The 22,719-nt window shown below is 65.4% G+C and carries 22 protein-coding genes; 11 read left to right on the forward strand and 11 right to left on the reverse strand.

Annotated features, from left to right (window positions below; translation table 11 throughout):
• Positions 1-67 precede the first annotated feature (67 nt).
• The 3 genes from AAFG13_RS04440 to AAFG13_RS04450 all read right to left on the reverse strand — a co-directional run bounded on the left by AAFG13_RS04440 (position 68) and on the right by AAFG13_RS04450 (position 4,709).
• Positions 68-1,294, reverse strand: a complete 1,227-nt coding sequence (locus tag AAFG13_RS04440; protein ID WP_342711238.1) for a GGDEF domain-containing protein — start codon at positions 1,292-1,294, stop codon at positions 68-70.
• A gap of 106 nt (positions 1,295-1,400) precedes the next feature.
• Positions 1,401-2,912 (reverse strand): class I adenylate-forming enzyme family protein, encoded by a 1,512-nt coding sequence (locus AAFG13_RS04445; RefSeq protein ID WP_342711239.1) that lies wholly within the window; start codon positions 2,910-2,912, stop codon positions 1,401-1,403.
• 60 nt (positions 2,913-2,972) lie between these two features.
• Positions 2,973-4,709 (reverse strand): extracellular solute-binding protein, encoded by a 1,737-nt coding sequence (locus AAFG13_RS04450; protein WP_342713544.1) that lies wholly within the window; start codon positions 4,707-4,709, stop codon positions 2,973-2,975.
• Between the two features lie 384 nt (positions 4,710-5,093).
• Between AAFG13_RS04450 and AAFG13_RS04455 the strand changes: the two genes are divergently transcribed.
• Entirely contained in the window at positions 5,094-5,930 is an 837-nt protein-coding gene (locus AAFG13_RS04455; RefSeq protein WP_212314392.1) for an invasion associated locus B family protein, read from the forward strand.
• 392 nt (positions 5,931-6,322) lie between these two features.
• Positions 6,323-7,597, forward strand: coding sequence for an MFS transporter (locus AAFG13_RS04460; protein ID WP_342711240.1), 1,275 nt, complete (start codon positions 6,323-6,325; stop codon positions 7,595-7,597).
• Positions 7,598-7,647: 50 nt separating this feature from the next.
• Here AAFG13_RS04460 and hspQ read toward each other — a convergent pair whose 3' ends face one another.
• Positions 7,648-7,980, reverse strand: coding sequence for a heat shock protein HspQ (gene hspQ / locus AAFG13_RS04465; protein ID WP_024584048.1), 333 nt, complete (start codon positions 7,978-7,980; stop codon positions 7,648-7,650).
• A 121-nt stretch (positions 7,981-8,101) separates the two neighbouring features.
• Between hspQ and AAFG13_RS04470 the strand changes: the two genes are divergently transcribed.
• The gene (locus tag AAFG13_RS04470) at positions 8,102-9,055 is read left to right on the forward strand and encodes an AEC family transporter (protein ID WP_212314395.1); all 954 of its coding nucleotides are present in this window, start codon (positions 8,102-8,104) and stop codon (positions 9,053-9,055) included.
• Between the two features lie 12 nt (positions 9,056-9,067).
• Here AAFG13_RS04470 and AAFG13_RS04475 read toward each other — a convergent pair whose 3' ends face one another.
• The gene (locus AAFG13_RS04475; RefSeq protein WP_342711241.1) at positions 9,068-10,252 is read right to left on the reverse strand and encodes a UbiH/UbiF family hydroxylase; all 1,185 of its coding nucleotides are present in this window, start codon (positions 10,250-10,252) and stop codon (positions 9,068-9,070) included.
• Positions 10,253-10,385: 133 nt separating this feature from the next.
• Here AAFG13_RS04475 and pcsA point away from each other — a divergent pair, with 133 nt between their 5' ends.
• The 3 genes from pcsA to AAFG13_RS04490 all read left to right on the forward strand — a co-directional run bounded on the left by pcsA (position 10,386) and on the right by AAFG13_RS04490 (position 12,893).
• A complete protein-coding gene (pcsA, locus tag AAFG13_RS04480; RefSeq protein WP_342711242.1) occupies positions 10,386-11,114 on the forward strand; it encodes a phosphatidylcholine synthase in 729 nt (242 codons plus the stop codon).
• Positions 11,111-11,836 (forward strand): TerC family protein, encoded by a 726-nt coding sequence (locus tag AAFG13_RS04485; RefSeq protein WP_212314401.1) that lies wholly within the window; start codon positions 11,111-11,113, stop codon positions 11,834-11,836. Before pcsA ends, AAFG13_RS04485 begins: the two co-directional genes overlap by 4 nt.
• Positions 11,837-11,918: 82 nt before the next feature.
• The gene (locus AAFG13_RS04490; RefSeq protein WP_092114426.1) at positions 11,919-12,893 is read left to right on the forward strand and encodes a quinone oxidoreductase; all 975 of its coding nucleotides are present in this window, start codon (positions 11,919-11,921) and stop codon (positions 12,891-12,893) included.
• A 118-nt stretch (positions 12,894-13,011) separates the two neighbouring features.
• Here AAFG13_RS04490 and AAFG13_RS04495 read toward each other — a convergent pair whose 3' ends face one another.
• Entirely contained in the window at positions 13,012-14,208 is a 1,197-nt protein-coding gene (locus AAFG13_RS04495) for an acetylornithine transaminase (protein WP_212314403.1), read from the reverse strand.
• A 309-nt stretch (positions 14,209-14,517) separates the two neighbouring features.
• On the opposite strand from AAFG13_RS04495, the gene AAFG13_RS04500 reads away from it, so the two are divergent.
• On the forward strand, positions 14,518-14,814 hold the full coding sequence (locus AAFG13_RS04500; RefSeq protein ID WP_342711243.1) for a hypothetical protein: 297 nt from the start codon (positions 14,518-14,520) through the stop codon (positions 14,812-14,814).
• A gap of 6 nt (positions 14,815-14,820) precedes the next feature.
• Here AAFG13_RS04500 and rimO read toward each other — a convergent pair whose 3' ends face one another.
• On the reverse strand, positions 14,821-16,140 hold the full coding sequence (rimO, locus tag AAFG13_RS04505; RefSeq protein ID WP_342711244.1) for a 30S ribosomal protein S12 methylthiotransferase RimO: 1,320 nt from the start codon (positions 16,138-16,140) through the stop codon (positions 14,821-14,823).
• A 277-nt stretch (positions 16,141-16,417) separates the two neighbouring features.
• Here rimO and AAFG13_RS04510 point away from each other — a divergent pair, with 277 nt between their 5' ends.
• The 4 genes from AAFG13_RS04510 to AAFG13_RS04525 all read left to right on the forward strand — a co-directional run bounded on the left by AAFG13_RS04510 (position 16,418) and on the right by AAFG13_RS04525 (position 19,379).
• On the forward strand, positions 16,418-16,978 hold the full coding sequence (locus AAFG13_RS04510; protein ID WP_342711245.1) for an Imm21 family immunity protein: 561 nt from the start codon (positions 16,418-16,420) through the stop codon (positions 16,976-16,978).
• A gap of 236 nt (positions 16,979-17,214) precedes the next feature.
• The gene (locus AAFG13_RS04515) at positions 17,215-17,805 is read left to right on the forward strand and encodes an ANTAR domain-containing protein (RefSeq protein WP_028332037.1); all 591 of its coding nucleotides are present in this window, start codon (positions 17,215-17,217) and stop codon (positions 17,803-17,805) included.
• A complete protein-coding gene (locus tag AAFG13_RS04520; RefSeq protein WP_212314414.1) occupies positions 17,802-18,959 on the forward strand; it encodes a CmpA/NrtA family ABC transporter substrate-binding protein in 1,158 nt (385 codons plus the stop codon). The genes AAFG13_RS04515 and AAFG13_RS04520 overlap by 4 nt, the downstream gene beginning before the upstream one ends.
• 267 nt (positions 18,960-19,226) lie before the next feature.
• Entirely contained in the window at positions 19,227-19,379 is a 153-nt protein-coding gene (locus AAFG13_RS04525; protein WP_168193479.1) for a hypothetical protein, read from the forward strand.
• Positions 19,380-19,533: 154 nt separating this feature from the next.
• On the opposite strand, the gene AAFG13_RS04530 is transcribed toward AAFG13_RS04525, so the two are convergent.
• The 4 genes from AAFG13_RS04530 to pxpB all read right to left on the reverse strand — a co-directional run bounded on the left by AAFG13_RS04530 (position 19,534) and on the right by pxpB (position 22,661).
• Positions 19,534-19,941: a hypothetical protein gene (locus AAFG13_RS04530; protein ID WP_342711247.1), complete on the reverse strand. Its 408-nt coding sequence runs from the start codon at positions 19,939-19,941 to the stop codon at positions 19,534-19,536.
• Positions 19,942-20,092: 151 nt separating this feature from the next.
• Entirely contained in the window at positions 20,093-20,866 is a 774-nt protein-coding gene (locus tag AAFG13_RS04535) for a 5-oxoprolinase subunit PxpA (protein WP_212314417.1), read from the reverse strand.
• A gap of 32 nt (positions 20,867-20,898) precedes the next feature.
• On the reverse strand, positions 20,899-21,933 hold the full coding sequence (locus AAFG13_RS04540; protein WP_342711248.1) for a biotin-dependent carboxyltransferase family protein: 1,035 nt from the start codon (positions 21,931-21,933) through the stop codon (positions 20,899-20,901).
• Positions 21,930-22,661 carry a 5-oxoprolinase subunit PxpB gene (gene pxpB / locus AAFG13_RS04545; RefSeq protein WP_342711249.1) on the reverse strand — a complete coding sequence of 244 codons (732 nt, stop codon included), beginning with the start codon at positions 22,659-22,661 and terminating at the stop codon, positions 21,930-21,932. The genes AAFG13_RS04540 and pxpB overlap by 4 nt, the downstream gene beginning before the upstream one ends.
• Positions 22,662-22,719: the final 58 nt, after the last annotated feature.

Here is a 22,719-nt window from a genome sequence, read left to right on the forward strand (position 1 = left end):
GGCGGCTTCGCCTGCCGGCGATACCCGCGCAGCGATTGCAGCAACTGACAAGCGGCATAGAGCTTGTTTACGACGCCGCGCGCTCCGGCTTCTCGAACAATCGTCCCAGCAGCGACATCGCGGAATCGCCCGGCAGCAGCGTTGCGATGCTGACGGCGGGCTCGGCCCTGCTGTCGCGGCGGCCGTTCTGGGTGTGGCGCATCACGCTCGCCAATCGCCGCGTAATTGCCTGGGCGTTGCGCATGTCGGTCCCGGCGAACGCCACGACGAGCGACCGGTCGTCGTGCACGGCGCCGAAATCGGCCTGGCGCATCAGCCGGCTGATGATCCGCGCGCCGTCGAATTGCGCGCGCGGCTGCGTGTTGTCGAAGGTGAAACGCGCCACCGAGAGCGCGCCGCCGCGCTCCGCGGTCTGGTAGACGGTGGTCGCGAAGTCGCGCTCGAACGCGGCCTTGGTGAGCAGACCGGTGCGGGGATCGATCAGGCCCTTGGCGTCGATCGCCTTCAACATGCGGCCGAGCCGCGCCTCGAAGGCATGCTGCCGGATCATCGGCAACACCATGTCGCCGACGCGTGTCGGCCCGGCCGTGACGATCTCGAGATTGGGCAGCTCGTAACGCGGCGTCAGCTCGCCGGAGGCGACGATCACGGGCAACGGACGAAAGCGGACATCCTCGGTCAGCACCGTCAGGAACGCATCCATCACACGCGGGGTGAAGCCTTCGGCCAGCACGATGCCGTCGATGTCACGGTTGGAGAGATGTTTTGCGGCCGCCTCGATGCTCAGCGCACCGACCACGCCGGCGCGTTCACCGAGCGCGACCGACAGGGCCGGGTAGGCGCCGCCGCGGCCGATCAGCAGCGCGGTGGCCTCTCCGACCGGATCGATATCGGACATTGCGATCGGCGCCGGCGGCACCAGGCGGCGCATTACGGTCGCATGCAAGGCGCGAACGCGTAAGGACGCGTTGAGCCGGGCGGCCAGGCGATCCGGCATGCCCTTGTGCTGGAAGAACGCGATGACGGTGTCGGGTAGGGTGGTCGCAGGATCGACCGCGATCAGCGGCAGATAGGGCGCGCGGGCGGCAGCGCGCTTGGCAAGGCCCGACAGGGCGACGAAGTCGACGCCCTCGGCGGCGGCGATGATCGCCGCCGGCTTGACCTGTTCGATGGCGCGTCCGACCTCGTTCCAGTCGGTGACCACGACCGGAAACAGCTTCCTCTCATCGAGGACCGCGGCAAACGGCGGCTTTGCCGACGCCGATACGATGAGGACCGGACCTTGTTGAGACATTCGAACGCTCGAAACCAATGCACAGATCAGCAAACGGCTACGATGCTAGTTGGCATGGCTTAATGCGGCGTCAACACAATGCTAAGACTAACGCAATGATAAGATTCTAGGGCGTTCCGGTGCCGTTGCGGTCGCGAAATGCTTCGACCATCAAGGGGTTAAGCCCAAGTTCTGTCAGGGCGTCGCGGGCCCGCGCATTGTCCTGGGCCCGTCCGGCCAGCCGGTGGCCGCTCAGGCGGTCGGGCAGTGCCGTCAACAATGCGCCCTGGCCGAGCCGGCGCGACCACTCCTGCAACTCCCCGGCAAGGAAGCGGTAGCCGCCGACCGTCATGACCCCTGACGGCGGGGCGGTGATGTTGACGGCGCCGGTCGCGCGGTCGACCCGCGCAGCATATTCGGTGTCGACGTAATCACGCGGCGGCGGCGCAATCAGACTGTCGCCCGGGGGCGGTGGCGGCGCATAGGCCGCGACCGGTACCATGGGCCCGCGCAGGCCGAGCGTACCCTTGGGGGTCAGCAGGATTTCGCCGGCGATCGATGCGCCGGGAGCCTCACGCGGCGCGCCGTGCGGGCCGGGCTTGATCGGGGCCGGCGATCCATCCTCGGCGTTGCGGCGGGCGCCGAACAGCCCGGCCTCGCCGAACAGATAGACGTCGGTCATCGTCACCCGCCGCGAGGTCCAGTGCGCACTGGAGGCAACCTGCTCCGGCGTCCGCCAGAGGCCGATCGCGTTGCGCAGGGTGGGCAGGCGTTCCGACAGGCCACACTCGTCGAGCCGCAGCGCGAGCTGCGCCGGCGCGATCAGCGTGTCGCAGCCGTGATCGTTGAACTGGGCTTCGAACGCTTCCTCGTCGAACGGGTGATGCATGACGAGCGTTCCGCCCGACAGCAGCCAGGTCACCAGCGACGAACAGATGCCGGCAAACGACATCGGCGCGAACGCCGACATGATGGTCGCGCCCTGTGCCAGGTCGCTCTCCAGCGACATCGCGAGCCCGCCGGCGATCAGGCCGAAATGCGCGCGCGGCACCGGGCGAAAGCCCTCGCTGGTGACGTCGAAGGAGATCAGCGCCGCCTTGCGGCCGTCCTGGATCATCGGGCGTGCGGTCCGCGAGTCCTGCAGGATCGCGTCATCGAGCGACGCCATGCCTTCGGGCAGATCGGTGCCGAAGCCGCAGACATGGCGGATCGAAAAGGCTTCCGCCGCGGCGTTCATGGCGATGTCCGCATAGGAGACGCCGTCGATCTTGCCGCAGGTGACGATCGCCCGCGCCGCGGTGCGGTTGAGGACGGACGTCAGCTCGGCCTGCCGCCACAATAGCGGCAACGGCGCCACCACCAGGCCGACACGATAGGCGGCGAGCACGGTCAGGGCGAATTCGATCGTCGAGGGAAGCTGAACCGCGATCACGGTATTGGCCGGCAATCCGCTCTCGACGAAGTGAGCGGCAATCGCCGAGATCGCGCGGTCGGCCTGAGCATAGGTCAGGCGCTTGCGGGTCTGTCCGGTGACGCGCTGCTTGTTGATCGGGTCGACCAGCGCCAGCGCCTCGGGTTGCCGCGCCAAGCTGCGCTTGAACAGCGTATCGAGCGTGGGCGAGGTGATCGACTGGTTCACAGGTTCAACGTCGGTTGCATCGCTTCGATCAGACCGGACCATGCCGCGTCGGGTCGCAGTTCACTTGGATTGCGCGCCGGGCTTCTGCCACCAGGTCTCCGGCAGGTAGCCCGTCAACGCCGTGGCCGAAGGCCGTTCTATCCGATTCCAGCGCGCGATCCATTGCTCTCCCAAGTTAAATAGGGGGATAGCGTAGAAGCCCGACATCAGGGCCCGGTCCAGCGCCCGCACCGCCGAGACGAAGGCCGGCCGCTCCCGCGCCGCGAGCAGCGCGGCGATCGTGGCGTCGATGGCCGGATCCTTGGCACCCATGTAGTTGCGGGTGCCCGGCACGTCGGCGGCCTGGCTGCCCCAGTAGAACCACTGCTCGTTGCCCGGCGACAGCGACTGGTCCCAGCGAATGGGGATCATGTCGAAGTCATAGGCGACCCGGCGCTGCTCGAACTGCACCGCGTCGACCACCCGGACCGCGGCGTCGATGCCGGCCCGCTTCAGGTCGCGCTGGTAGGCGAGGGCGATCCGCTCATGCTCGCGTGTCGTCACCAGGATCTCGATCCGGAGCGGCGTCCCGGTCGCGCGCTGCTTGAGCACCGTGCCGTCGAGCGCGTAGCCGGCGTCCGACAGCAGCGCGAGCGCGTTGCGCAGAACGGTGCGGTCGCGCCCTGACCCGTCGGTGTCGGGGAGGCGATAGCGGCCATCGAGAATGTCGGGCGCAATATGCGACAGATACGGCTTGAGGAGATCGCGCTCGCGGTCATCGGCCGGGCGGCCATAGGCCGACAAATCCGAGCCGGCGAAATAGCCGCCGGCACGCGAATAGAGTCCAAAATAGTAATTGCGGTTGATCCAATCGAAATCGAACAGCATCAGCAGCGCCTGGCGCACCCTGACGTCGGCAAACTTCGGCCGCCTGGTGTTGAACACCAGAAATTCGGATGGATCGGGCGTGCCGATCTTGATGGTGTCGCGGAGCACGTCGCCGTTGTTCGCGGCGGGGAAGTCGTAGCCGTCATGCCAGCGGAGCGGCTCGGGCTCGGTCCTGAAGTCATAGAGGCCGCGCTTGAACGCCTCGAACTGGCCGTTGGCGTCGCGGTAGTAATCGAGCCTGATCTCGTCGAAATTCCAGAGGCCGCGGTTCACCGGCAGGTCGCGCCCCCAGTAATTCGGATTGCGGGTGAAGGTCACGCTGCTGCCGGGCTTGACCGCCGTCACGCGGTACGGGCCGGAGCCGATCGGCGGCGCCAATGTGGTCTCCTCGAACTTGGAGACGTCGGTGGCGTGGCGCGGCAGGATCGGCATCAGGCCGAGGATCAGCGGCAATTCGCGGTCCGCAACGCCGCCAAAATCGAACCGCACCGTGAGCGGGTCGAGCACCTCGGCCTTTGCGACTTTCGAATAATACTGGTGATGCAGCGGACGGCCGTGATCGCGCAGCAGCTCGAGCGAGAACACGACATCGTCCGCCGTGACCTCGTGCCCGTCGGAGAAGCGCGCGCGAGGATCGAGATGGAATGTCACATAGCTTCTGGCATCGTCGGTCTCGACGCTGCGGGCGAGCAGGCCGTACAGCGTGAAGGGCTCGTCATTGTTCCGCACCAACAGGCTTTCGTAGACATATCCGCGCTCGTAGGCGTAGCCCCGGAGCTGCTGCACGGCGAGACCCCTGACAATCAGGGGATTGAGGCTGTCGAAGGTGCCCTCCCGGGGGCTCAGGACCAGACGGCCGCCCTTGGGAGCGTCAGGATTGGCGTAGGGCAGGTGAGTAAAGTCGGCAGGCAGCGCGGGCGCGCCATGCATCGCGATGGCGTGGCTCTCGGTGGCGGCCGCAGGGTCAAGCGCGCTCGTCAGGAATGCCGGGATGGATGCCAGCACAAGCCAGACGACGGCCAATGCGGCGCGCCAACCGTGCCCGGGAACACGTGCGTGAGGCGCCCGATTTGATTCGCGAAACGTCACGCCTGAAGGTTTATCACAGGGCGCTGAAACTCGCCGTCACATGGGCGCAAATGCGCTTGTCGGCATTGATCTTTCCGCGCGCCGCTGTATTGAAGGCGTGCAATTGGAGGGCGGGAACGCCTGTCACGTATCCGCCTCAATTGACTAGGAGACAGCCGCCCAAACGGCTATGTGTCGGCGCCTGCAGCGGTTTCGGGCGCTGCCGTTCAGAAAGGGTTTTCCGCAATGAATTTCCGTATCTTGGCCGCCCCGGTCCGGCCGCATGGGCGAATTGTTGCCCTGATGGCGGCGACGGCATTCTCTGCAGCGCTCCTGGTTCCTGCCGCTTGGGCCCAGCAGCCGGCAGCGCCGGCGCCCGCGGCACCGAAGGCAGCGCCCAAGGCGGCACCGAAGGCAGCTCCGAAGGCGCCGGCGCCGGCAGCCCAGCCGGCGCCCCAGGCACAGGCACCGGCCGCAGGTCAGGCGCCCGCCGCGGCCGCCCAGCAGCCGCCCCAGGATCAGCAGATCCAGCTGATCTACGCCCCCTGGACCAAGTTCTGCCTGAAGGGTCAGGAAGCCAACGCCAAGCAGGTTTGCTTCACCGGCAAGGACGGCCGCATCGAGTCGGGCCAGCCGGTGATCGCCGCCGTGATCATCGAGCCGGAAGGCGAGCCGAAGAAGATCCTGCGCGTCACGCTGCCGCTCGGCATGCAGCTCGTTCACGGCACCCGCATCATCGTCGACGGCAACCCGCCGCAGCAGGCGCCCTATGTGATCTGCTTCCAGAACGGTTGCATGTCCGACTATGAAGCAACCCCCGAGCTGATCGCCAACATGAAGAAGGGCCAGAACCTCGTGGTCCAGGCGATCAATTCGAACGGCGCGCCGCTGACGCTGCCGCTGCCGCTCAACACCGAATTCGCCAAAGCCTATGACGGCCCGCCGACCGATCCGAAGGTGTTCGAGGAAAACTCGAAGAAGCTGCAGGAAGAGTTGCAGAAGCGCGCCGAAGAGCAGCGCAAGAAGCTCGAAGGCGCGGGCGGTGCCGCTGCGCCGGCTCCGGCCAATCCGGCAGCCAAGTAACAACGTCGATCACGCGTTCAAGAAAGCGCGAGATCGTCGCAAGCAAAAGGCGCCCGCAAGGGCGCCTTTTTTGTCATGCGAAACAGACTGGCTGATGGCAGCCTGCCGCGCTGGTGATCGCGCCGATCGTGTGCGATGGTCGCTCAAGGCAAATCGATCGCGCTAAGCCGCATCGTCGTTGCCTTGTCCGGACAAGTCCGGCGTCGAAGCCCAATCATAAATCCGTCACGGGAGGCCAGACGAAAGCGCGGGCAGCGCGCCTTCGATGCGCAAATGCGCGCGTGGTTCTGTGCGAACCCTGGCCGCTGTGCCGAAGCCTGATGGCGCGATGCGACTGGACTTTGCCTGGGGTCGCAAGCCCGTCCGCCGTTCGCAATCATGGAAGTCTCCCAATGTCCCAGCGAGTTAACACGCAGCGGCGGGAACCGCTTTCCCGGCCTTCGGAGCCGCCGACCGGGCGTGCTTCGGCCGATGCCGGCGGGCGCCTGAACCAGGACAACGTCCCCGGTGCCTTTCATCCGGGCATCGTTCATCTCGCGCTGGCGATGGGCGGGTTCGCGATCGGCATCGCCGAATTCGCGACCATGAGCCTGCTGCCGTTCTTCGCCCACGATCTGCACATCAGTGAGCCCCAGGCCGGCCACGCGATCAGCGCCTACGCGCTCGGCGTCGTGGTGGGCGCGCCTGTGATCGCCGTGCTGTCGGCGCGCATGGCACGGCGGACGCTGCTGATCGCGCTGATGGGCTTCTTTGCGCTGATGAACGGCCTCTCCGGGCTCGCGCCCGACTATCACACCATGCTGGTGCTGCGCTTCCTTGCCGGGCTGCCGCACGGTGCCTATTTCGGCATCGCCATGCTGGTCGCGGCCTCGCTGGTCCCGATCGACAAGCGCACGGCGGCTGTCGGCCGCGTGCTGCTCGGCCTCACCATCGCGACGACGATCGGCGTGCCGCTCGCCAACGGCGTGGGGCAGGCGATCGGCTGGCGCTGGGCCTTCGCGATCGTTGCCGCCCTCGCGCTCCTGACCGCCATCCTGGTCCTGATCTTCGCCCCGCGCGACGTCGCGGACGGTAAGGCGAGCCCGTTGCGTGAACTCTCGGCGCTCGGGCGCAAGCATGTCTGGCTGACGCTTGGGATCGGCGCCATCGGTTTCGGCGGCCTGTTCTCGGTCTACACTTATCTGGCGTCGACCATGCTGGCGGTGACGCACACGTCGCCCGCGCTGGTTCCCGTCACGCTATGCGTGTTCGGCGCCGGCCTCACCGCCGGCAACATCATCGTGCCGCGCTTTGCCGACCGCGCGCTGATGGCAACCGCGGGCGGGCTCCTGCTATGGTCGGCCGCGACGCTGGCGTTGTATCCGCTGGCGGCGGCGAACTTCTGGACGCTGAGCGCCGACGTGTTCCTGATCGGCCTGGGCGGAGCGCTCGCCACCGTGTTGCAGACCCGGCTGATGGATGTCGCGGGTGAGGCGCAGAGCCTCGCCGCTGCGCTCAACCATTCCGCCTTCAACGTCGCCAATGCGCTGGGACCGTGGCTCGGCGGAATGGCCGTCGCGGCCGGTTACGGCTGGGCCTCGACCGGTCTCGTCGGCGCCGGACTGGCGCTGGCGGGATTTGCGGTCTGGGCGATCGCGGCGGCACTGGCCGCGCGTGAGGGGGTATGAGCAGGCAGGAAGCAGCGCCGTCGCGTCCGTCGCCGGACAGGCGCCGCGCGTCAGTTCAGCGACGGGTTGCGCGGACGGTAGCCGCCCGATTTGTCCTTCACGAAGATCTCCGCCACCTGCGAGTGCCGGATCGGTTCGCCCGAATCGTCGGGCAGCAGGTTCTGCTCGGACACATAGGCGACGTACTCGGTCTCCGAGTTTTCCGCGAGCAGGTGATAGAACGGCTGGTCCTTGTGCGGCCGCATGTCCTCGGGGATCGACAGCCACCATTCCTCGGTGTTGTTGAACTCCGGGTCGATATCAAAAATCACGCCCCGGAAGGAGAACACCCGGTGACGGACGATCTGCCCGATCTGAAACTTGGCGGTGCGCGCTTTGATCATGGTTCGTCGATAGACCAACATTGTGGCCGATGCTAGGGGCTAAGCCTCGAATTAAGCCCCGGTTTACCGATTCTAGCGGCACCAAAACGACCCGAAATCCGGCCGAGAAACTACTTTCAGAATGATCGATATCCTCAATCTGGCGTTGCCGTATTTCGGCTTGATCTTCATCGGCTACGCGTGCGGAAAAGCCAAGGGTTTGCCCGAGAGCGGGCTCGCCTGGATGAATTTCTTCCTGCTTTACGTTTCGTTGCCGGCGCTGCTGTTCGGGATCATGTCGAAGACGCCGTTCGCCGAGCTGAACAACCCGCCATTCCTGATCGCCACCACGCTCGGAACCGTGATCGCGTTCTTCCTGGCGATGGTCGCAGGCAGACTGATCGGCGGGCTGTCGCTGCGCGAGGCGACGCTCGCGGGCCTGTCGGGCGCCTACGGCAATATCGGCTATATGGGGCCTGGGCTGGCGCTCGCCGTGCTCGGCGCCAAGGCGGCGGCGCCGACCGCGCTGATCTTCTGCTGCGACAGCATCTTCCTGTTCTCGATCGTGCCGCTCCTGATCGAGCTCACCGACCGCGACCATCCCTCGCTGCTGCACGCGTTCGGCGTGGTGCTGCGGCAGATCGTGCAGAACCCGTTGATCATGTCGGCGGTGTTCGGCGCGCTGGTGGCCGCGTTTCACATCCCGATCCCGGTCGCGCTCGACCGGACCATCCAGTTCCTCGAGAACGCCGCCGCTCCGACGGCGCTGTTCGTGCTCGGTATCACCGTGGCGCTGCGGCCGTTCGAGCGGGTGCCGTGGGAGGTGCCGGGCGTAGTCGCGATCAAGCTTCTGATCCATCCGCTGCTGGCCTTCGGACTGATGCTGCTGTTCGGTCCGTTCGCGCAGCCCTGGGCTGCGACCGCGGTGCTGATGGCCTCGCTGCCGCCGGCACTCAACGTGTTCGTGATCGCGCGCCAGAACGACACCTGGATCGAGCCGGCATCGGTCGCGGTGCTGATCGGCACCTTCGCCTCTGTTGTCACGCTGACCAGCGTGATGTGGTTCATCCAGAGCGGACGGCTGGTATTTCCCTAAGACAAGTAGGGGCTACCGCCGCCATGACGGCGCGAGGCCTTCGCGCATCGCCAGCCGCCGCAGCGGGCCGAACGCGCCGAGCAGATGCAGACCCGCGGCACGCGCCGTCTGCACACCGAGGAAATCGCTGAGCAACGACCGGTTGGCGATGTCGATCGCCCAGGTCCGGCTGGCGACATCCGGACGCCGCGCCGCCTGGTAGCGCGACAGCACATGTGGCGCGCCAGGATCCTCGCCGCGGCCGATTGCCTGGCCTGTGATCTCGGCAATATCGGCGGCATCGCGCAGTCCCATGTTGAGCCCCTGCGCGCCGATCGGCGGCAGCACATGGGCGGATTCGCCGACCAGCGCGATCCGGTCCTTGGCGAACTGCCGGGGCCGCTCGATGGCGAGCGGAAACACGTGACGGCCGCCCTGAACCTCGACGCGGCCGAGAATCGAATGCGACTGCCGCTCGGCCGCTTCAGACAATTCGCCATCGCCAAGGGCCTTCAGCCGTTCGGCCTCCTTGGGCGCCGAGACCCAGACTACGCTGCTGCGGTTGCCGCTGAGCGGCACGAACACGCAGGGGCCGTGCTCGGTGTGAAACTCGGTCGAGATGTTCCGGTGCGGCCGGCTGTGGGTGATGTTGAAGGTGAGGGCGGATTGGCCGAGCTCGCGGCTGACCACCTCGATGCCGGCGGCCTCGCGCGAGAGTGAATTGCGTCCGTCGGCGCCGACCACGAGCCGGGCCGATAACGTCTGGCCCTGCCGCGTCACCACGGTGACCGCGGTATCATCCGGTTGCACCGAGGCGGCCTCGTCGTCGAACCGCGTCAGCGCGGCCATCTCGCCGGCGCGGTCCTCGAGTGCTGCGACCAGCGAGCGATTGTCGATGTTGAAGCCGAACTGCTCGCGGCCGATCTCGTCGGAGGAGAACCGCACCTCCGGCGCGCGGATCAGGCGGCCGGTGTCGTCGACGAGGCGCATGGTCTTGAGCGCGGCAGCCTTGTCGCTGCAGCGCCGCCAGACGTCGAGCCGCTCCAGGATCTCGGTTGAGGCGCCGAGCAGCGCGGTGGTGCGGTTGTCGGCATAGGGGGCGCGGCGCGCCAACAGCGCGGTGCGCGCGCCGGCGTCGGCGAGGGCAATCGCAGCCGTCAATCCGGCCGGACCGCCGCCTATTACGATAACGTCATAATCCTGCGAGCTGTCGGTCATATCAGGACATGTGACATGCTTGGCCCGATTTTCAAGCCATCGGTAACCACTGAATCCTTCCAATGGTTTGCGCGGCGGAACGCCGCAAGACTGCATATGCAAAGGTGGCCGATTCCTGATAGCACTTCGGCCGATGGAGCACTCGAGCCAGCCGGATGCGTTGCCAGAACGGATGCGGACCGCCGCATTCTCCGTTCATATCTTCACGGCGCTCGGCGCCGGGGTCGCGCTGCTGGCGATGCTGGAGGCGGTTCGCGAGCACTGGGCCAACATGTTCGCCTGGCTCGGGGTCGCACTGATCATCGACGGGATCGACGGCCCGCTGGCGCGCCGGCTCGACGTGGTGCGGCTGCAGCCGAACTGGTCGGGCGAGGTTCTCGACCTGGTGGTTGATTTCGTCACCTATGTGTTCGTGCCGGCCTATGCGATCACCGCGAGCGGCATGCTGCTGCCGTTGGCTGCGCCGGTCCTCGGCATCGGTATCGTGGTTTCCAGCGCGCTGTATTTCGCCGACCGCCGCATGAAGGCCGACGACAACCATTTCCGCGGCTTCCCGGCGCTGTGGAATGCGGCGGCGTTCTATCTGTTCCTGCTGCATTTGCCGCCGGTGCTGTCGACGATCGTAGTCGGGCTCCTGATCGTGCTGACCTTTGCGCCGTTCCATGTGCTGCATCCGTTCCGCGTGGTGCGGCTGCGCTGGCTCACACTGTGGCTGCTCGGCGCCTGGGCGCTGCTCGGCATGTACACGCTCGCCAACGATTTCATGGTCGGAGCGCCGATCACCTTCGGTCTCTGCGCCATCGCCGTCTACATCGTCGGCAGCGATACTTTGATCCGCCGGATGAAAGCCTTCAGAGCATGATGCAATTGATCACCAGCCCGGAAGCCTGGGCGGCGCTGCTGACCCTGACTGCGCTCGAGATCGTGCTCGGCATCGACAACGTCATCTTCCTGTCAGTGCTCGTCTCGCGGATTCCGCAGCCGCAGGCCAACCGCGCGCGGCAGATCGGCCTGCTGCTGGCGCTGGTGTTCCGTATCATCCTGCTCAGCGTCCTCGTCTGGCTGATCGGGCTGACGCAGCCTGTCATCACCATCGAGAGTGTCGCGCTGTCGTGGCGCGATATCATCCTGATCGGCGGCGGCCTGTTCCTGATCGCCAAGGCAACCCACGAGATCCACGGCGAGGTCGAGGCGCGTGACGCCGAGGAGAATAGCAAGCCGAGCCCCAACGCGTTCTTCTGGGTGATCGTCCAGATCATCATCATCGACCTGGTGTTCTCGCTGGATTCGATCATCACCGCGATCGGCATGGCGCAGGACATCGAGATCATGATCGCGGCGGTCGTGATCGCCTGCGCGATCATGTACATCTCGTCGGGACCGGTGGCGCGGTTTGTCGCGGAGCATCCGACTACCAAGATGCTGGCGCTGGCGTTCCTGGTGCTGATCGGCGTGGCGCTGGTGGCCGACGGATTCAAATTCCACATCCCGCGCGGCTACATTTATTTCGCCATCGCATTCTCGGCGGCGGTCGAGATGTTCAACGTGCTGGCCAGGCGCAACCGCAAGAAGCCGGCGCACTAACCCCGGTTCCAGGCCGCTTGGTTGACAAGCCGGCGCCGATGGCATTCGCTCGTTTGACGCTGAGATCTGAGGGAGCGACGACATGACCAAGGCTGTGCGGGTGCACAAGGTGGGGGGCCCTGAGGTCCTGACCTATGAGGATGTCGAGGTGGGGGCGCCGGGGACCGGCGAGGTCCGCATCCGCCAGCATGCGGTCGGGCTGAACTTCATCGACGTCTATTTCCGCACCGGCCTCTACAAGGCGCCCGGCCTGCCGTTCATCGCCGGCAATGAGGCCGCGGGCGAGGTCGTGGCCGTCGGTCCGGGGGTGACCAATTTCCACCCCGGCGATCGCGTCGCCTACTACTACAACCTCGGCGGCTACGCTTCAGAGCGCGTCATCCCGGCCGACAAGCTGGTCAAGTTGCCCGACCACATCACGTATGAGCAGGGCGCCGTGCTGATGCTCAAGGGGCTCACGGTGTGGTACCTCCTGCACAAGACCTTCAAGGTCGAGCAGGGCCATCGGGTGCTGATCCACGCCGCAGCCGGCGGCATCGGGCTGCTTGCCTGCCAGTGGGCGCATGCGCTCGGTGCGCACGTCATCGGCACCGTCGGCTCGAAGGCGAAGGCCGATATCGCGCTCGCCAATGGCTGCGACCACGTCATCCTCTACAACGAGGAAAACTTCGTCGAGCGCGTCAAGCAGATCAGCCGCGGCGAGCTCTGCGACGTCGTCTATGACGGCGTCGGCAAAACCACGTTCCCGGGATCGCTGTCGTGCCTGCGGCCACGCGGCCTGTTCGTCTCCTTCGGCAACGCCTCCGGGCCGGTGCCGCCGTTCCCGCTCGCCGAGCTCAACAACCACGGTTCGCTGTTCGCGACGCGGCCGAAGCTCAACGACTATGTCGGCACCCGCAAGGAGCTGCTCGAAGGCGCCGACACGCTGTTCGCGGCCGTGATCAACGGCAAGCTGCACGTGCCGATCAACCACGCCTATGCGCTCAAGGACGTCGCCAAGGCGCATATCGATCTGGAGAGCCGGGCGACCACGGGCGCGGCGATTCTGCGGCCGTAGGTCCACGTCGTTCCGGGGCGATGCGCGAGCATCGAACCCGGAACCTCGAGATACCCCGGTGCGCAAGTGCGCACCTGAGGTTCACGCTTCGCGTGCCCCGGAATGACGGAATGGACGGTTACGCCACGCGCCGCGCCGCACCGACCTTCGTCAGCACGCCATCCAGACAATCGATCATCGCCGATATCTCCTCCCGCGTGACGTTGAGCGCCGGCATGAAGCGCAGCGTGTCCGGCTGCGGCGAGTTCACCAGCACGCCGGCCGCGAACGCCTCGGCGACGACGGCGGCGCCGATCGGCATCTTGAGATCGAGCGCGAGCAGGAGGCCGCGGCCTCTGATCTCGCCGAGCCCGTGACGCGCCGACAGCCGCTGCAATTCGCGCTCGAGCAGCAGACCGGCATCGACGACCGATTTCAAGAAATCGGGCTGGGCGATCTTGTCGAGCACGACAAGCCCCGCGGCGCACATCAGAGGGTTGCCGTTGAAGGTGCCGCCCTGATCGCCGTGATCGAAGCAGGAGGCATGCTCGGTCGCGAGCAGCGCTGCGAGCGGCACGCCGCCGCCGATGCCCTTGCCGAGCGTCATGATGTCGGGCGCGATTCCGGCGTGCTCATAGCCGAACAGCTTTCCGGTCCGGCCGATGCCGGTCTGGATCTCGTCGACAATCAGCAGCAGGCCACGCTGCTGGGTCAGCGCCCGCAGCTCCTGCAGAAATCGATCCGTCGCGGGCCACACGCCGGCCTCGCCCTGGATCGGCTCCAGCATCACCGCCACCGTCGATGGCGAAATCAACTTCCGCACCGACTCGATGTCGTTCAGCTTGGCCTTTCGGAATCCCGAGACCTTTGGCTCGAACAACGGCTCGAACGCCTTCTTGCCCGACGCCGACATGGTCGCGAGCGTCCGGCCGTGGAAGCCGCCTTCGAAGGTGATGATCTCGTGCGCGCCACCCTTGTACTTGGCGCCGAATTTGCGCGCGAGCTTGATCGCGCCCTCATTGGCCTCGGCGCCGGAATTGGCGAAGAACACCTGATCGAAGCAACTGTTGTCGACCAGCATCTTCGCCAGCTTCAGGCTCTGCTCGTTGTAGAATGCCGGGCTCGGCGTCAATAGCCGCCTGGCCTGCGCGGCCAGCGCATCGGCCACGATGACCGGCGAGTGGCCGAGCGGATTCACGGCCCAACCCTGCACGAAATCGAGATAGCGGTTGCGGTTGGCGTCCCACAAATACGAGCCTGCGCCGCGCACGAACACGACCTCGGGGCGAGCGGTGATGTCCATCAGCGCATCGAACGGATGGGTAGCGTTGGTCATGTCGATCTCCTCTGGGGTCGGTGTGGGGATTAAGGGCAGGCCGAAAAGCGAGAAGGCCGCGCCTTGGGGGCGCGGCCTTCTCGAAAACCTCGGCTGATTTAGCTAATCAGCGGTGGCGTCGGACACGGCTCAGCCCATCATCGTCGCGGGTGCGACGACGGTTGATGGCGCGGCGGTGGGTCCGGTTCAGCTTCATGGCGCAGGGCCATACAGCCGAAGGGCCGGTGGTGTCAAGCGGGAGGTGATATCGCACGCGAGTCGCTCGCGGAGCGTGATACGCTGCGACCAGGCAATCCTGGAGGTGGCGCCGTGATCAAGCTGCTGATCGAACGAGATCTTCCGGCCGGGTTCGATGTGACCGATGACGCACAGGCGGCGCGTCACGCGCGGATCGCGCTGGACGCCATCATCGCGACGCAGGGCAGGATGCATTGGCTCTGCACCTATGCGACCGACGACCGCAAGCTGTTCGGCCTCGTCGTGGTCGAGAGCGAGGAGGTCATCGATGCCTATGTGCGCAATGCAGGCATCGCAAGCTCGGTCCGCATCCATCGCGTGCTTCGCACGCTCGATGCCGCGCTCGCCACTCCGCCAACTGCCAGTTAGGCGCGTTCAGAATCCGGCGACGCTGCCGTGCAGGTCGTATTCGTCGGCGCGCTCGATCTTGGCGGTGACGATCTCGCCGACCTTGAGCGGGCGGCGGCTGGTGAGATAGACGGCGCCGTCGATCTCGGGTGCGTCGGCCTTTGAACGGCCTTTCGCGACCGTCGGGCCGACCTCGTCGATGATCACCTGCTGGCGGGTGCCGACCTTGCGCTTCAGGCGCTTGGCCGAAATCTTCTGCTGCCGCGCCATCAGCGCATTCCAACGCTCCTGCTTGACCTCATCGGGCACGGCATTGCCGATTGCGTTCGACGCGGCGCCGGCGACCGGCTCGTATTTGAAGCAGCCGAGGCGATCGATTTCGGCTTCATCGAGCCAGTCGAGCAGATAAGCGAAATCGGAATCGGTCTCGCCGGGGAAGCCGACGATGAAGGTCGAGCGCAGCGTCAGCTCCGGGCATTGCTCGCGCCACTTCTGGACTCGCGCCAGCGTCTTCTCCTGTGCCGCCGGGCGCTTCATCGCACGCAGCACGTCGGGGCTCGCATGCTGGAACGGGATGTCGAGATAAGGCAGCACCTTGCCCTCGGTCATCAGGCCGATGACCTCGTCGACATGCGGGTAGGGGTAGACATATTGCAGCCGCACCCAGGCGCCGAGCTCGCCGAGCTCCTTGGCGAGCTCGAAGAATTTTGCGCGTACGCTGCGATCCTGCCAGGGGCTCTCGGCGTATTTCAGATCGACGCCATAGGCCGAGGTGTCCTGCGAGATGACCAGCAATTCCTTGACGCCGGCCTTCACCAGCTTCTCGGCCTCGCGCAGCACGTCATTGGCCGGCCGCGACACCAAGTCGCCGCGCAGCTTCGGGATGATGCAGAAGCTGCAGCGGTTGTTGCAGCCCTCGGAAATCTTCAAATAAGCGTAGTGGCGCGGCGTCAGCTTGACGCCCTGCGGCGGCACCAGGTCGAGATGCGGATTGTGCGCCGGCGGCAGCGCGCGATGCACGGCGTCCAGCACGCTCTCATATTGCTGCGGTCCGGTGATCGAGAGCACGCCGGGATAGGCGCTCTCGATCTGCTCGGGCTCGGCGCCCATGCAGCCGGTGACGATGACCTTGCCGTTCTCAGCCATGGCCTCGCCGATCGCCGCCAGCGATTCCTGCTTGGCGCTGTCGAGGAAGCCGCAGGTGTTGACGATGACGATGTCGGCGCCATCATGCTTGCGCGCGAGCTCATAGCCCTCCGCGCGCAGCCGGGTGATGATGCGCTCGGAATCGACCAGCGCCTTGGGGCACCCAAGACTGACGAACGAAATATGGGGCGCTCTTTCCATGTGGTCGCCTGGAGCCTGATCTGATTGTTCGGGATATGGTGATCCAACTAATTGATCTCATAGCAAAATTCAACCGCTGGCACGTTCCGGCGATGAGAAAGTTTTGCTTGTTCTTGACGATCTGCAATCCACCAGTTCTTTGGGATGCAACAATTCGACGCGCGCGAGCGCTTCGCCCAGGCAGTCGGCCGGATGCCCACCCCCCGCAACCGGCACAAGAACGAACATTTGCCGGCCAGCGATCGGCCAGCCGGAAAAATACTGCTATTGGATACGCATGACCCGAACACACAACTGGATAGCGACGTCCGGCGGTCCTCACCTGCTAATTGCTGATGAACAGCTGTTACATTGGCGGGGTATCGAGGGATGGCGCGACCATGGAGATCCGGCTGACCAAAGTGACTATGCTCGTGCGTGCAGAGTGACGACCTGGTTGGGGTCAATTGCCTGCCACCGAGGCAAAGCTGTTGTGTTATCTGGCGATGCCGGCGACATCGCATGGTATCCCGATGGTCAGGGTGACGGGGGCTTTCTCGTTCAATGGATCGGCGTCGATGACGAACGACTCATCGAGCCTGCATTGCGCACACCACAATTACGGGACATTTTGGGAAGCTCAGACGCTGAGCGGCTTGAATTGGAGACAGGTGCGTCCGGCACGATGTGGCTGATTGATGCAACGGATCGAGGCTGCGATCTGCGCGGCAATCATCAAGCTCTCGCGTTGCTGCCAGGCAGCTACCTCGCAAAGGCTGCGTACTATTGTTCAGCCGGGCTCGCGATTGTCGTTCGCGAAATCCGCCGGATCAATTCACCGCTCAACGAAGCTGGCTAGATTCCGGGGCCAGTCAACCGGCTTCGGGCTGAATAGCCGGCTCGAAGAGTTTACATTCCTTGCCTCAGGACCACCCCAAGGACACAAAGCTCACTTTCGGCGTAGCGGCCTCTTGCATATCTCTGAATCTGCCTGATTGATGGGCAGGAGCTAGTCCCAATTGCCGAGAATTACAACCCTTTCCGCACCGCTCTGGCGTGATATGGATGGTTCTTGCCGGGCTTTGAGAGTGGTCGATGAGCGCTGAATCGTCTCCCAAGATCGTCATAGTCGACGAGAGCCCGATCCGTGCGGCCATCTTGGAGGAGGGACTGCGGGAGGCCGGCTATACGGACGTGGTCCACATCAGCGAGATGCAGAGCCTGCTTTCGCGGATTTATGCGCTCGATCCCGAGATCATCGTCATCGACCTCGAGAACCCCAGCCGCGACGTGCTGGAACAAATGTTCCAGGTCAGCCGTGCCGTCCGCCGCCCGATCGCGATGTTCGTCGACCAGAGCGACGCAGCTTCGATCCAGGCCTCGGTCGAAGCCGGCGTCTCCGCCTACATCGTCGACGGCCTCAAGAAGGAGCGGATGAAGCCGATCCTCGATCTCTGCGTCTCCCGCTTCAATGCCTTCGCCAAGTTGCAGGACGAGCTCGACCGTACCAAGCATGCGCTGGAGGAGCGCAAGGTGATCGATCGCGCCAAGGGCATCCTGATGAAGGTGAAGGGGCTGACCGAGGAGGAGGCCTACGTGCTGATGCGCTCGACCGCGATGCGCGAGAAGAAGAAGATCGGGGAGATCGCGCAATCGATCCTGACGGCGTCGGAGCTCTTGAAATGACCGCACCCCTGCACATCGGATTCATTCCGCTGGTTGACGCTGCCGCCCTGATCGTCGCGACCGACAAGGGATTTGCCGCGGCCGAAGGCCTCGACGTCACGCTGGTGCGCGAAGTGTCGTGGTCGAACGTCCGCGACAAGCTCAATATCGGCCTGTTCGACGCGGCTCATCTGCTGGCGCCGGTGGCCATCGCCTCGAGCCTCGGGCTCGGCCACGTCAAGGTGCCGATCGCAGCACCCTTCAATCTCGGGCTCAACGGCAACGCCATCACGGTATCGCCGGCGCTGCACGCGGCGCTGCTGGAGGAGATCGACGGCGACCGCTTCGATCCGATGGCGACCTCGCGCGCGCTTGCCCGCGTCGTGGCGAAGCGGCGCAAGAGCGGGGCCGAGCCGTTGACGTTCGGCATGACCTTCCCGTTCTCGACCCACAATTATCAACTGCGGTTCTGGATGGCCGCCGGCGGCGTCGATCCCGACGAGGACGTCCAGCTCGTGGTGCTGCCGCCGCCCTACATGGTCGACAGTCTCGCCAACGGCCATGTCGACGCGTTCTGTGTCGGCGCGCCCTGGAATTCGATCGCGGTCGATCTCGGTGTCGGCCACATCCTGCACTTCGTCTCGGACATCCTGCTCAGCGCGGTGGAGAAGGTGCTGGCGGTGCGCCAGAGCTGGTCGGAGAAGAACGCCGACGTCGTGGCCGCGCTGGTGCGCGCGCATCTGCGCGCCGCGGAGTTCATCGAGCAGCCGGAAAACCGGCCCGAGGTCGCGCGCATCCTGGCGCAGCCCGAGCGGCTCGGCGTCGACGCCAGCGTCATCCAGCGCACGCTCGACGGCCGGCTGAAGATCTTGCCCGACGGCACCATGCGCGAAAGCAGTCGCTATTTGCTGGTCGGGCGCGAGGCAGCAGCGCGGCCGGACCCGGGGCAGGCGGCCTGGCTCTACGCGCAGATGGTTCGCTGGGGCCAGACGCCGTACCGGCCGGAGGCGCTGAAGGCTGCCATGGCCGTGTTCAGGCCGGACCTCTACGACGCCGCATCCGGGCGCCCGGCTGGCACCTCCAACGCCATCGGTGCGTTCGCCGGTCCGCCGTTCGATCCGAACGACGTTCCCGGCCATCTGGCGGCCTTCAAGATCGGGCGCTGGAAGCCCTGAGCGCGGTGCAGCGGCCGCGCCTCAGCTATCCACCTCCGGCTACTTTGCATGGGGTTGTTTTCGAGATTTTCGGCTATTGCGGGACCGGCGCGGGTTCCCGACGCCTCGAATTGCAACGAATAAGATTCTCGGGCGAGCGCACGGGAAAGAATTTTCCTCTCGGAACCGTGTTCCCGAAGGCGGCGGCATCGCTATTTCTACCGCCCGCTTGAATCCGGGCGCGAACGCTATTCCATATGGCCGAGAATGGGGCGTTGGAGATCGACCATGCGCGAGCTATCGGCGGAAGCCCGCCTCCACTTTTACGCGCGACAAATTTCAAGGAAGTCCGGGACCGGAATTCACACTGCGGCGCTCTACAGCGCCTTTGCGGTGATCGCGGCGATCGTGTTCGGCACGCTGTCCGTCCACCCGTTCTGAGCTAACAAGAGAATTGAAAAGCCGCCGTCTGATGGTCTCAGGCGGCGGCTTTTGTTTGCGAACTTGCAGGGTGGGTTAGCCGAGGGCGTAACCCGCCACCTTCGTACCGCGACAAGGTGGGTTACGCTTCGCTAACCCACCTTACGCACCGTCATCAGTAGCCATAACCGTATCCGTACCCACCACCGCCGCAGGTGTTGCAGGTCGGCTGGACCGGCGCGTAGTAGGAGTAGCCCGGCGAGACCATCTGCGTGCGTTCCTGGGTGGCGTATTGCGGCGCGATGCGCTCATAGGCGACGCCTTCGGGCGCGACCATCACGGTCTTCGGCACCATCACGGTACGATACTGCGCCGGCGTGCGATGCGCGATGACGCGGCCCGGCGACACCATCACGGTCTCCTGCACGGTGCGATACTGCGGCGGCACGGTCTGCACCTGATAGCAGGTCGTGCAGGGCTGGGGCGGCGGCGTATAGCAGCTGTAGCAGCCGGCGGACGCCGCGCTGGTGAAGGCGGCCGTGGCCACCGCAGCAATTGCGAGGGAGAGGCTGGTGCGGAACATGCTTTCGTACCCAATTTTCCTGAGAGGACAATCAAAGTCTCGGAAGCTGCACCTAGCAATCAAACGGCAAGTTTGGGTTTAAGAAGACTCTTAACGGAATCTAAAAGGGTCGGCGCGGCGGCCGACCCTTGGCAGTCGACGTGTTTGCGGCTCAGGGCGCGGTCTTGAACGGCGCGACCGTGATGCCGGCCTTGCTCAGCGCCTCGCGCAAGCCGCGCGCGATCTCGACGGCACCATGCGTGTCGCCATGGATGCAGACGGTATCGGTCTGCATCTTGATCACCTTGCCGGTGACCGAGACGACCGCGCCATCCTGCACCATCCGCACCACGCGCTCGGCGATCGCCTTGGGATCGTGCAGCACTGCGCCGGGCTTCTTGCGCGACACCAGATTGCCGTCGTCCTCATAGGCGCGGTCGGCAAACACTTCATGCGCCATCCGCAGATTGGCGGCTTCACCGGCGCGCACCAGCTTCGAATTGGCGAGCACCACGAAGATGAGATTGCGGTCGACCGCCTTGATCGCATTGGCGATCGCCCGTGCGGTCATGTCGTCCTCACAGGCGACGTTGGATATGGCGCCGTGTGCCTTCACATGGGTGACCTTGTGGCCGGCCGCGGTCGCGATCGCCTGCAGGGCGCCGATCTGATAGGCGATCAGGTTCTCGATCTCGGAGGATGTCAGCCCCGGCATCGGGCGGCGGCCAAAGCCATGCAGGTCGCGATAGCCGGGATGGGCGCCGACGCTGACACCGCGCGCCTTCGCGAGCTCGACGGTCTTGCGCATGATGTCGGCATCGCCGGCATGGAAGCCGCAGGCGACGTTGACCGAGGTCGCAAGCTCGATCATCGCGGCATCATTGCCCATTTCCCAGGGGCCAAAACTTTCGCCGAGATCGCAATTGAGGTCGATGGTTGCAGTCATGACGATCGATCCGTTTGTTGTTCGTATTTGATTCAGGGTAGCGCAACTTGCCAGGTCGACACATCGACGGCGCTGACGGCCTGACCCGCGACATTCGCATCCCGCAGCGCCTCGATGTTGAGACCGAAATCGTCGATGGCGCGGAGGCGATCGGACAGGGAATGCAGCAGCGCATGGAACTTGATCGCCTCGGCCTGCGCTTCCGCCATCGTGACGGACTTGAAGCGGAACGGCCGGCCGGCGGAGGTCTGCGCGAAGCGGCCAAGATCGGCCGTGATCACGGTCGCGATCTTCGGATAACCACCGCTGGTGCCGCGGTCCGGCATCAGCACGATCGGCTGGCCGTTGCCGGGCACCTGGATGCTGCCGTTGACGGTGCCGTCGGAGACGATGTTGTGGCCGTCGCGGTGCTTGATGACCGCCCCTTCGAGCCGGTAGCCCATGCGGTCGCTGGTGGCCGAGATCTTCCACTCGCTGTCGAGGAACAGCTGCTTGTTTTCCTCGGTGAACTCGTCGTCCTGCGGGCCGAACACGATGCGGATCGGCGCATCGGTAGCGGCCGGCAATTCGATGCGGCGCTCGGCGGCTCCGCTCGCAGCTTTCGTCTTCAACTCGTCGCCGCTTTGCAGCGGCCGCGGGTAGGGGCTGCCGAGCCCGGCCCGGGCGTTGACGGCGAGGCTGCCGAACATCGGCTCGCCTTCGATGCCGTGCTCGATCGCGAGATAGCTGAACGAGCCGCCGCGCGCAAAGCCGAGAGTGAGCGTCTCACCGTCGGCGAGCGTTGCCGAACTGTCGAAGGCAACCGGCCGGCCACCGATCTCCGCATTGCGCGACGCGCCGGCGAGCCCGATGCGGACGGCGCCGCCGCGCGCGGTGAAGGTGGCGCCGAATGGACCGATTTCGACCGCAGCGGCGAACGGCTCATTGCCGACCAGCGTATTGGCGGCCGCCAGCGAAAGCCGGTCCATCGCGCCGCTCGGCGTCAGGCCGTAGCGCTGCGAGCCCGGGCGTCCGCCGTCCTGCACCGAGCTTGCCGGGCCGATCGAGATGACGACGAGCTTGCTCATGGCGTCACCAGTTCTGCGACGAACGCGCCAGCCTCGGCGGCACGATCCTGTTCGGCAAAGGTCTTGGCATCCACTGCCGTGAAGCTGACGGCATCGCCCGGCTCCAGCAGGAAGGTCGGATCGCGATGCAATTGGTAGGTTCGCACCGGGGTGCGGCCGAGCAGGTGCCAGCCGCTCGGGCCGGCCAGGCACTGCACGCCGGTCTGGATGCCACCGATCGAGATGGTGCCGGCAGGGGTCACGAGCCGCGGCTCCTTGCGCCTCGGGATATGCAGGAACGTGTCCAGCCCGCTGAGATAGGACCAGCCGGGCGTGAAGCCGATCATGGCGACGCGATAGTCGCCGGCGGCGTGGCGCGCGACGATGTCATCGGGCGTGGTCTGGAGTGCCTTCGCCACATCCTCGAGATCGATGCCGTGCTCGCCGCCATAGGTGATCGGGATCCGCCAGCGCCGCGTTCCGCTTTCGGTCGGCGGTGCCTTGGCGGCGCGCGCAAGCAGCTGCTCGCCGAGCGCATCGAAGGTGATCTGCACGGGATCGTAATGCACCAGCAGCGACCGGTAGGTCGGCACGGTTTCCGTGATGCCGGCGATCGGCTCGGCTGCTATCACGCGGTCGAGCGCGAGCACCCGCCGGTTGGCGGCGTCATCGATGGTGCGGCTGAATTCCACCGTGATGGCGCTGTCGCCACTCGGCAAAAGGCGGGGAGGACTTAAGGGTTCGGCCATCGGCTCAAGCAGATTGGGTCGGCCATCAAGCTAGCGTGTTTCGATTCAAAACGGAATT

Source organism: Bradyrhizobium sp. B124 (assembly GCF_038967635.1).
In the GTDB taxonomy this organism is placed as follows: Bacteria; Pseudomonadota; Alphaproteobacteria; order Rhizobiales; family Xanthobacteraceae; genus Bradyrhizobium.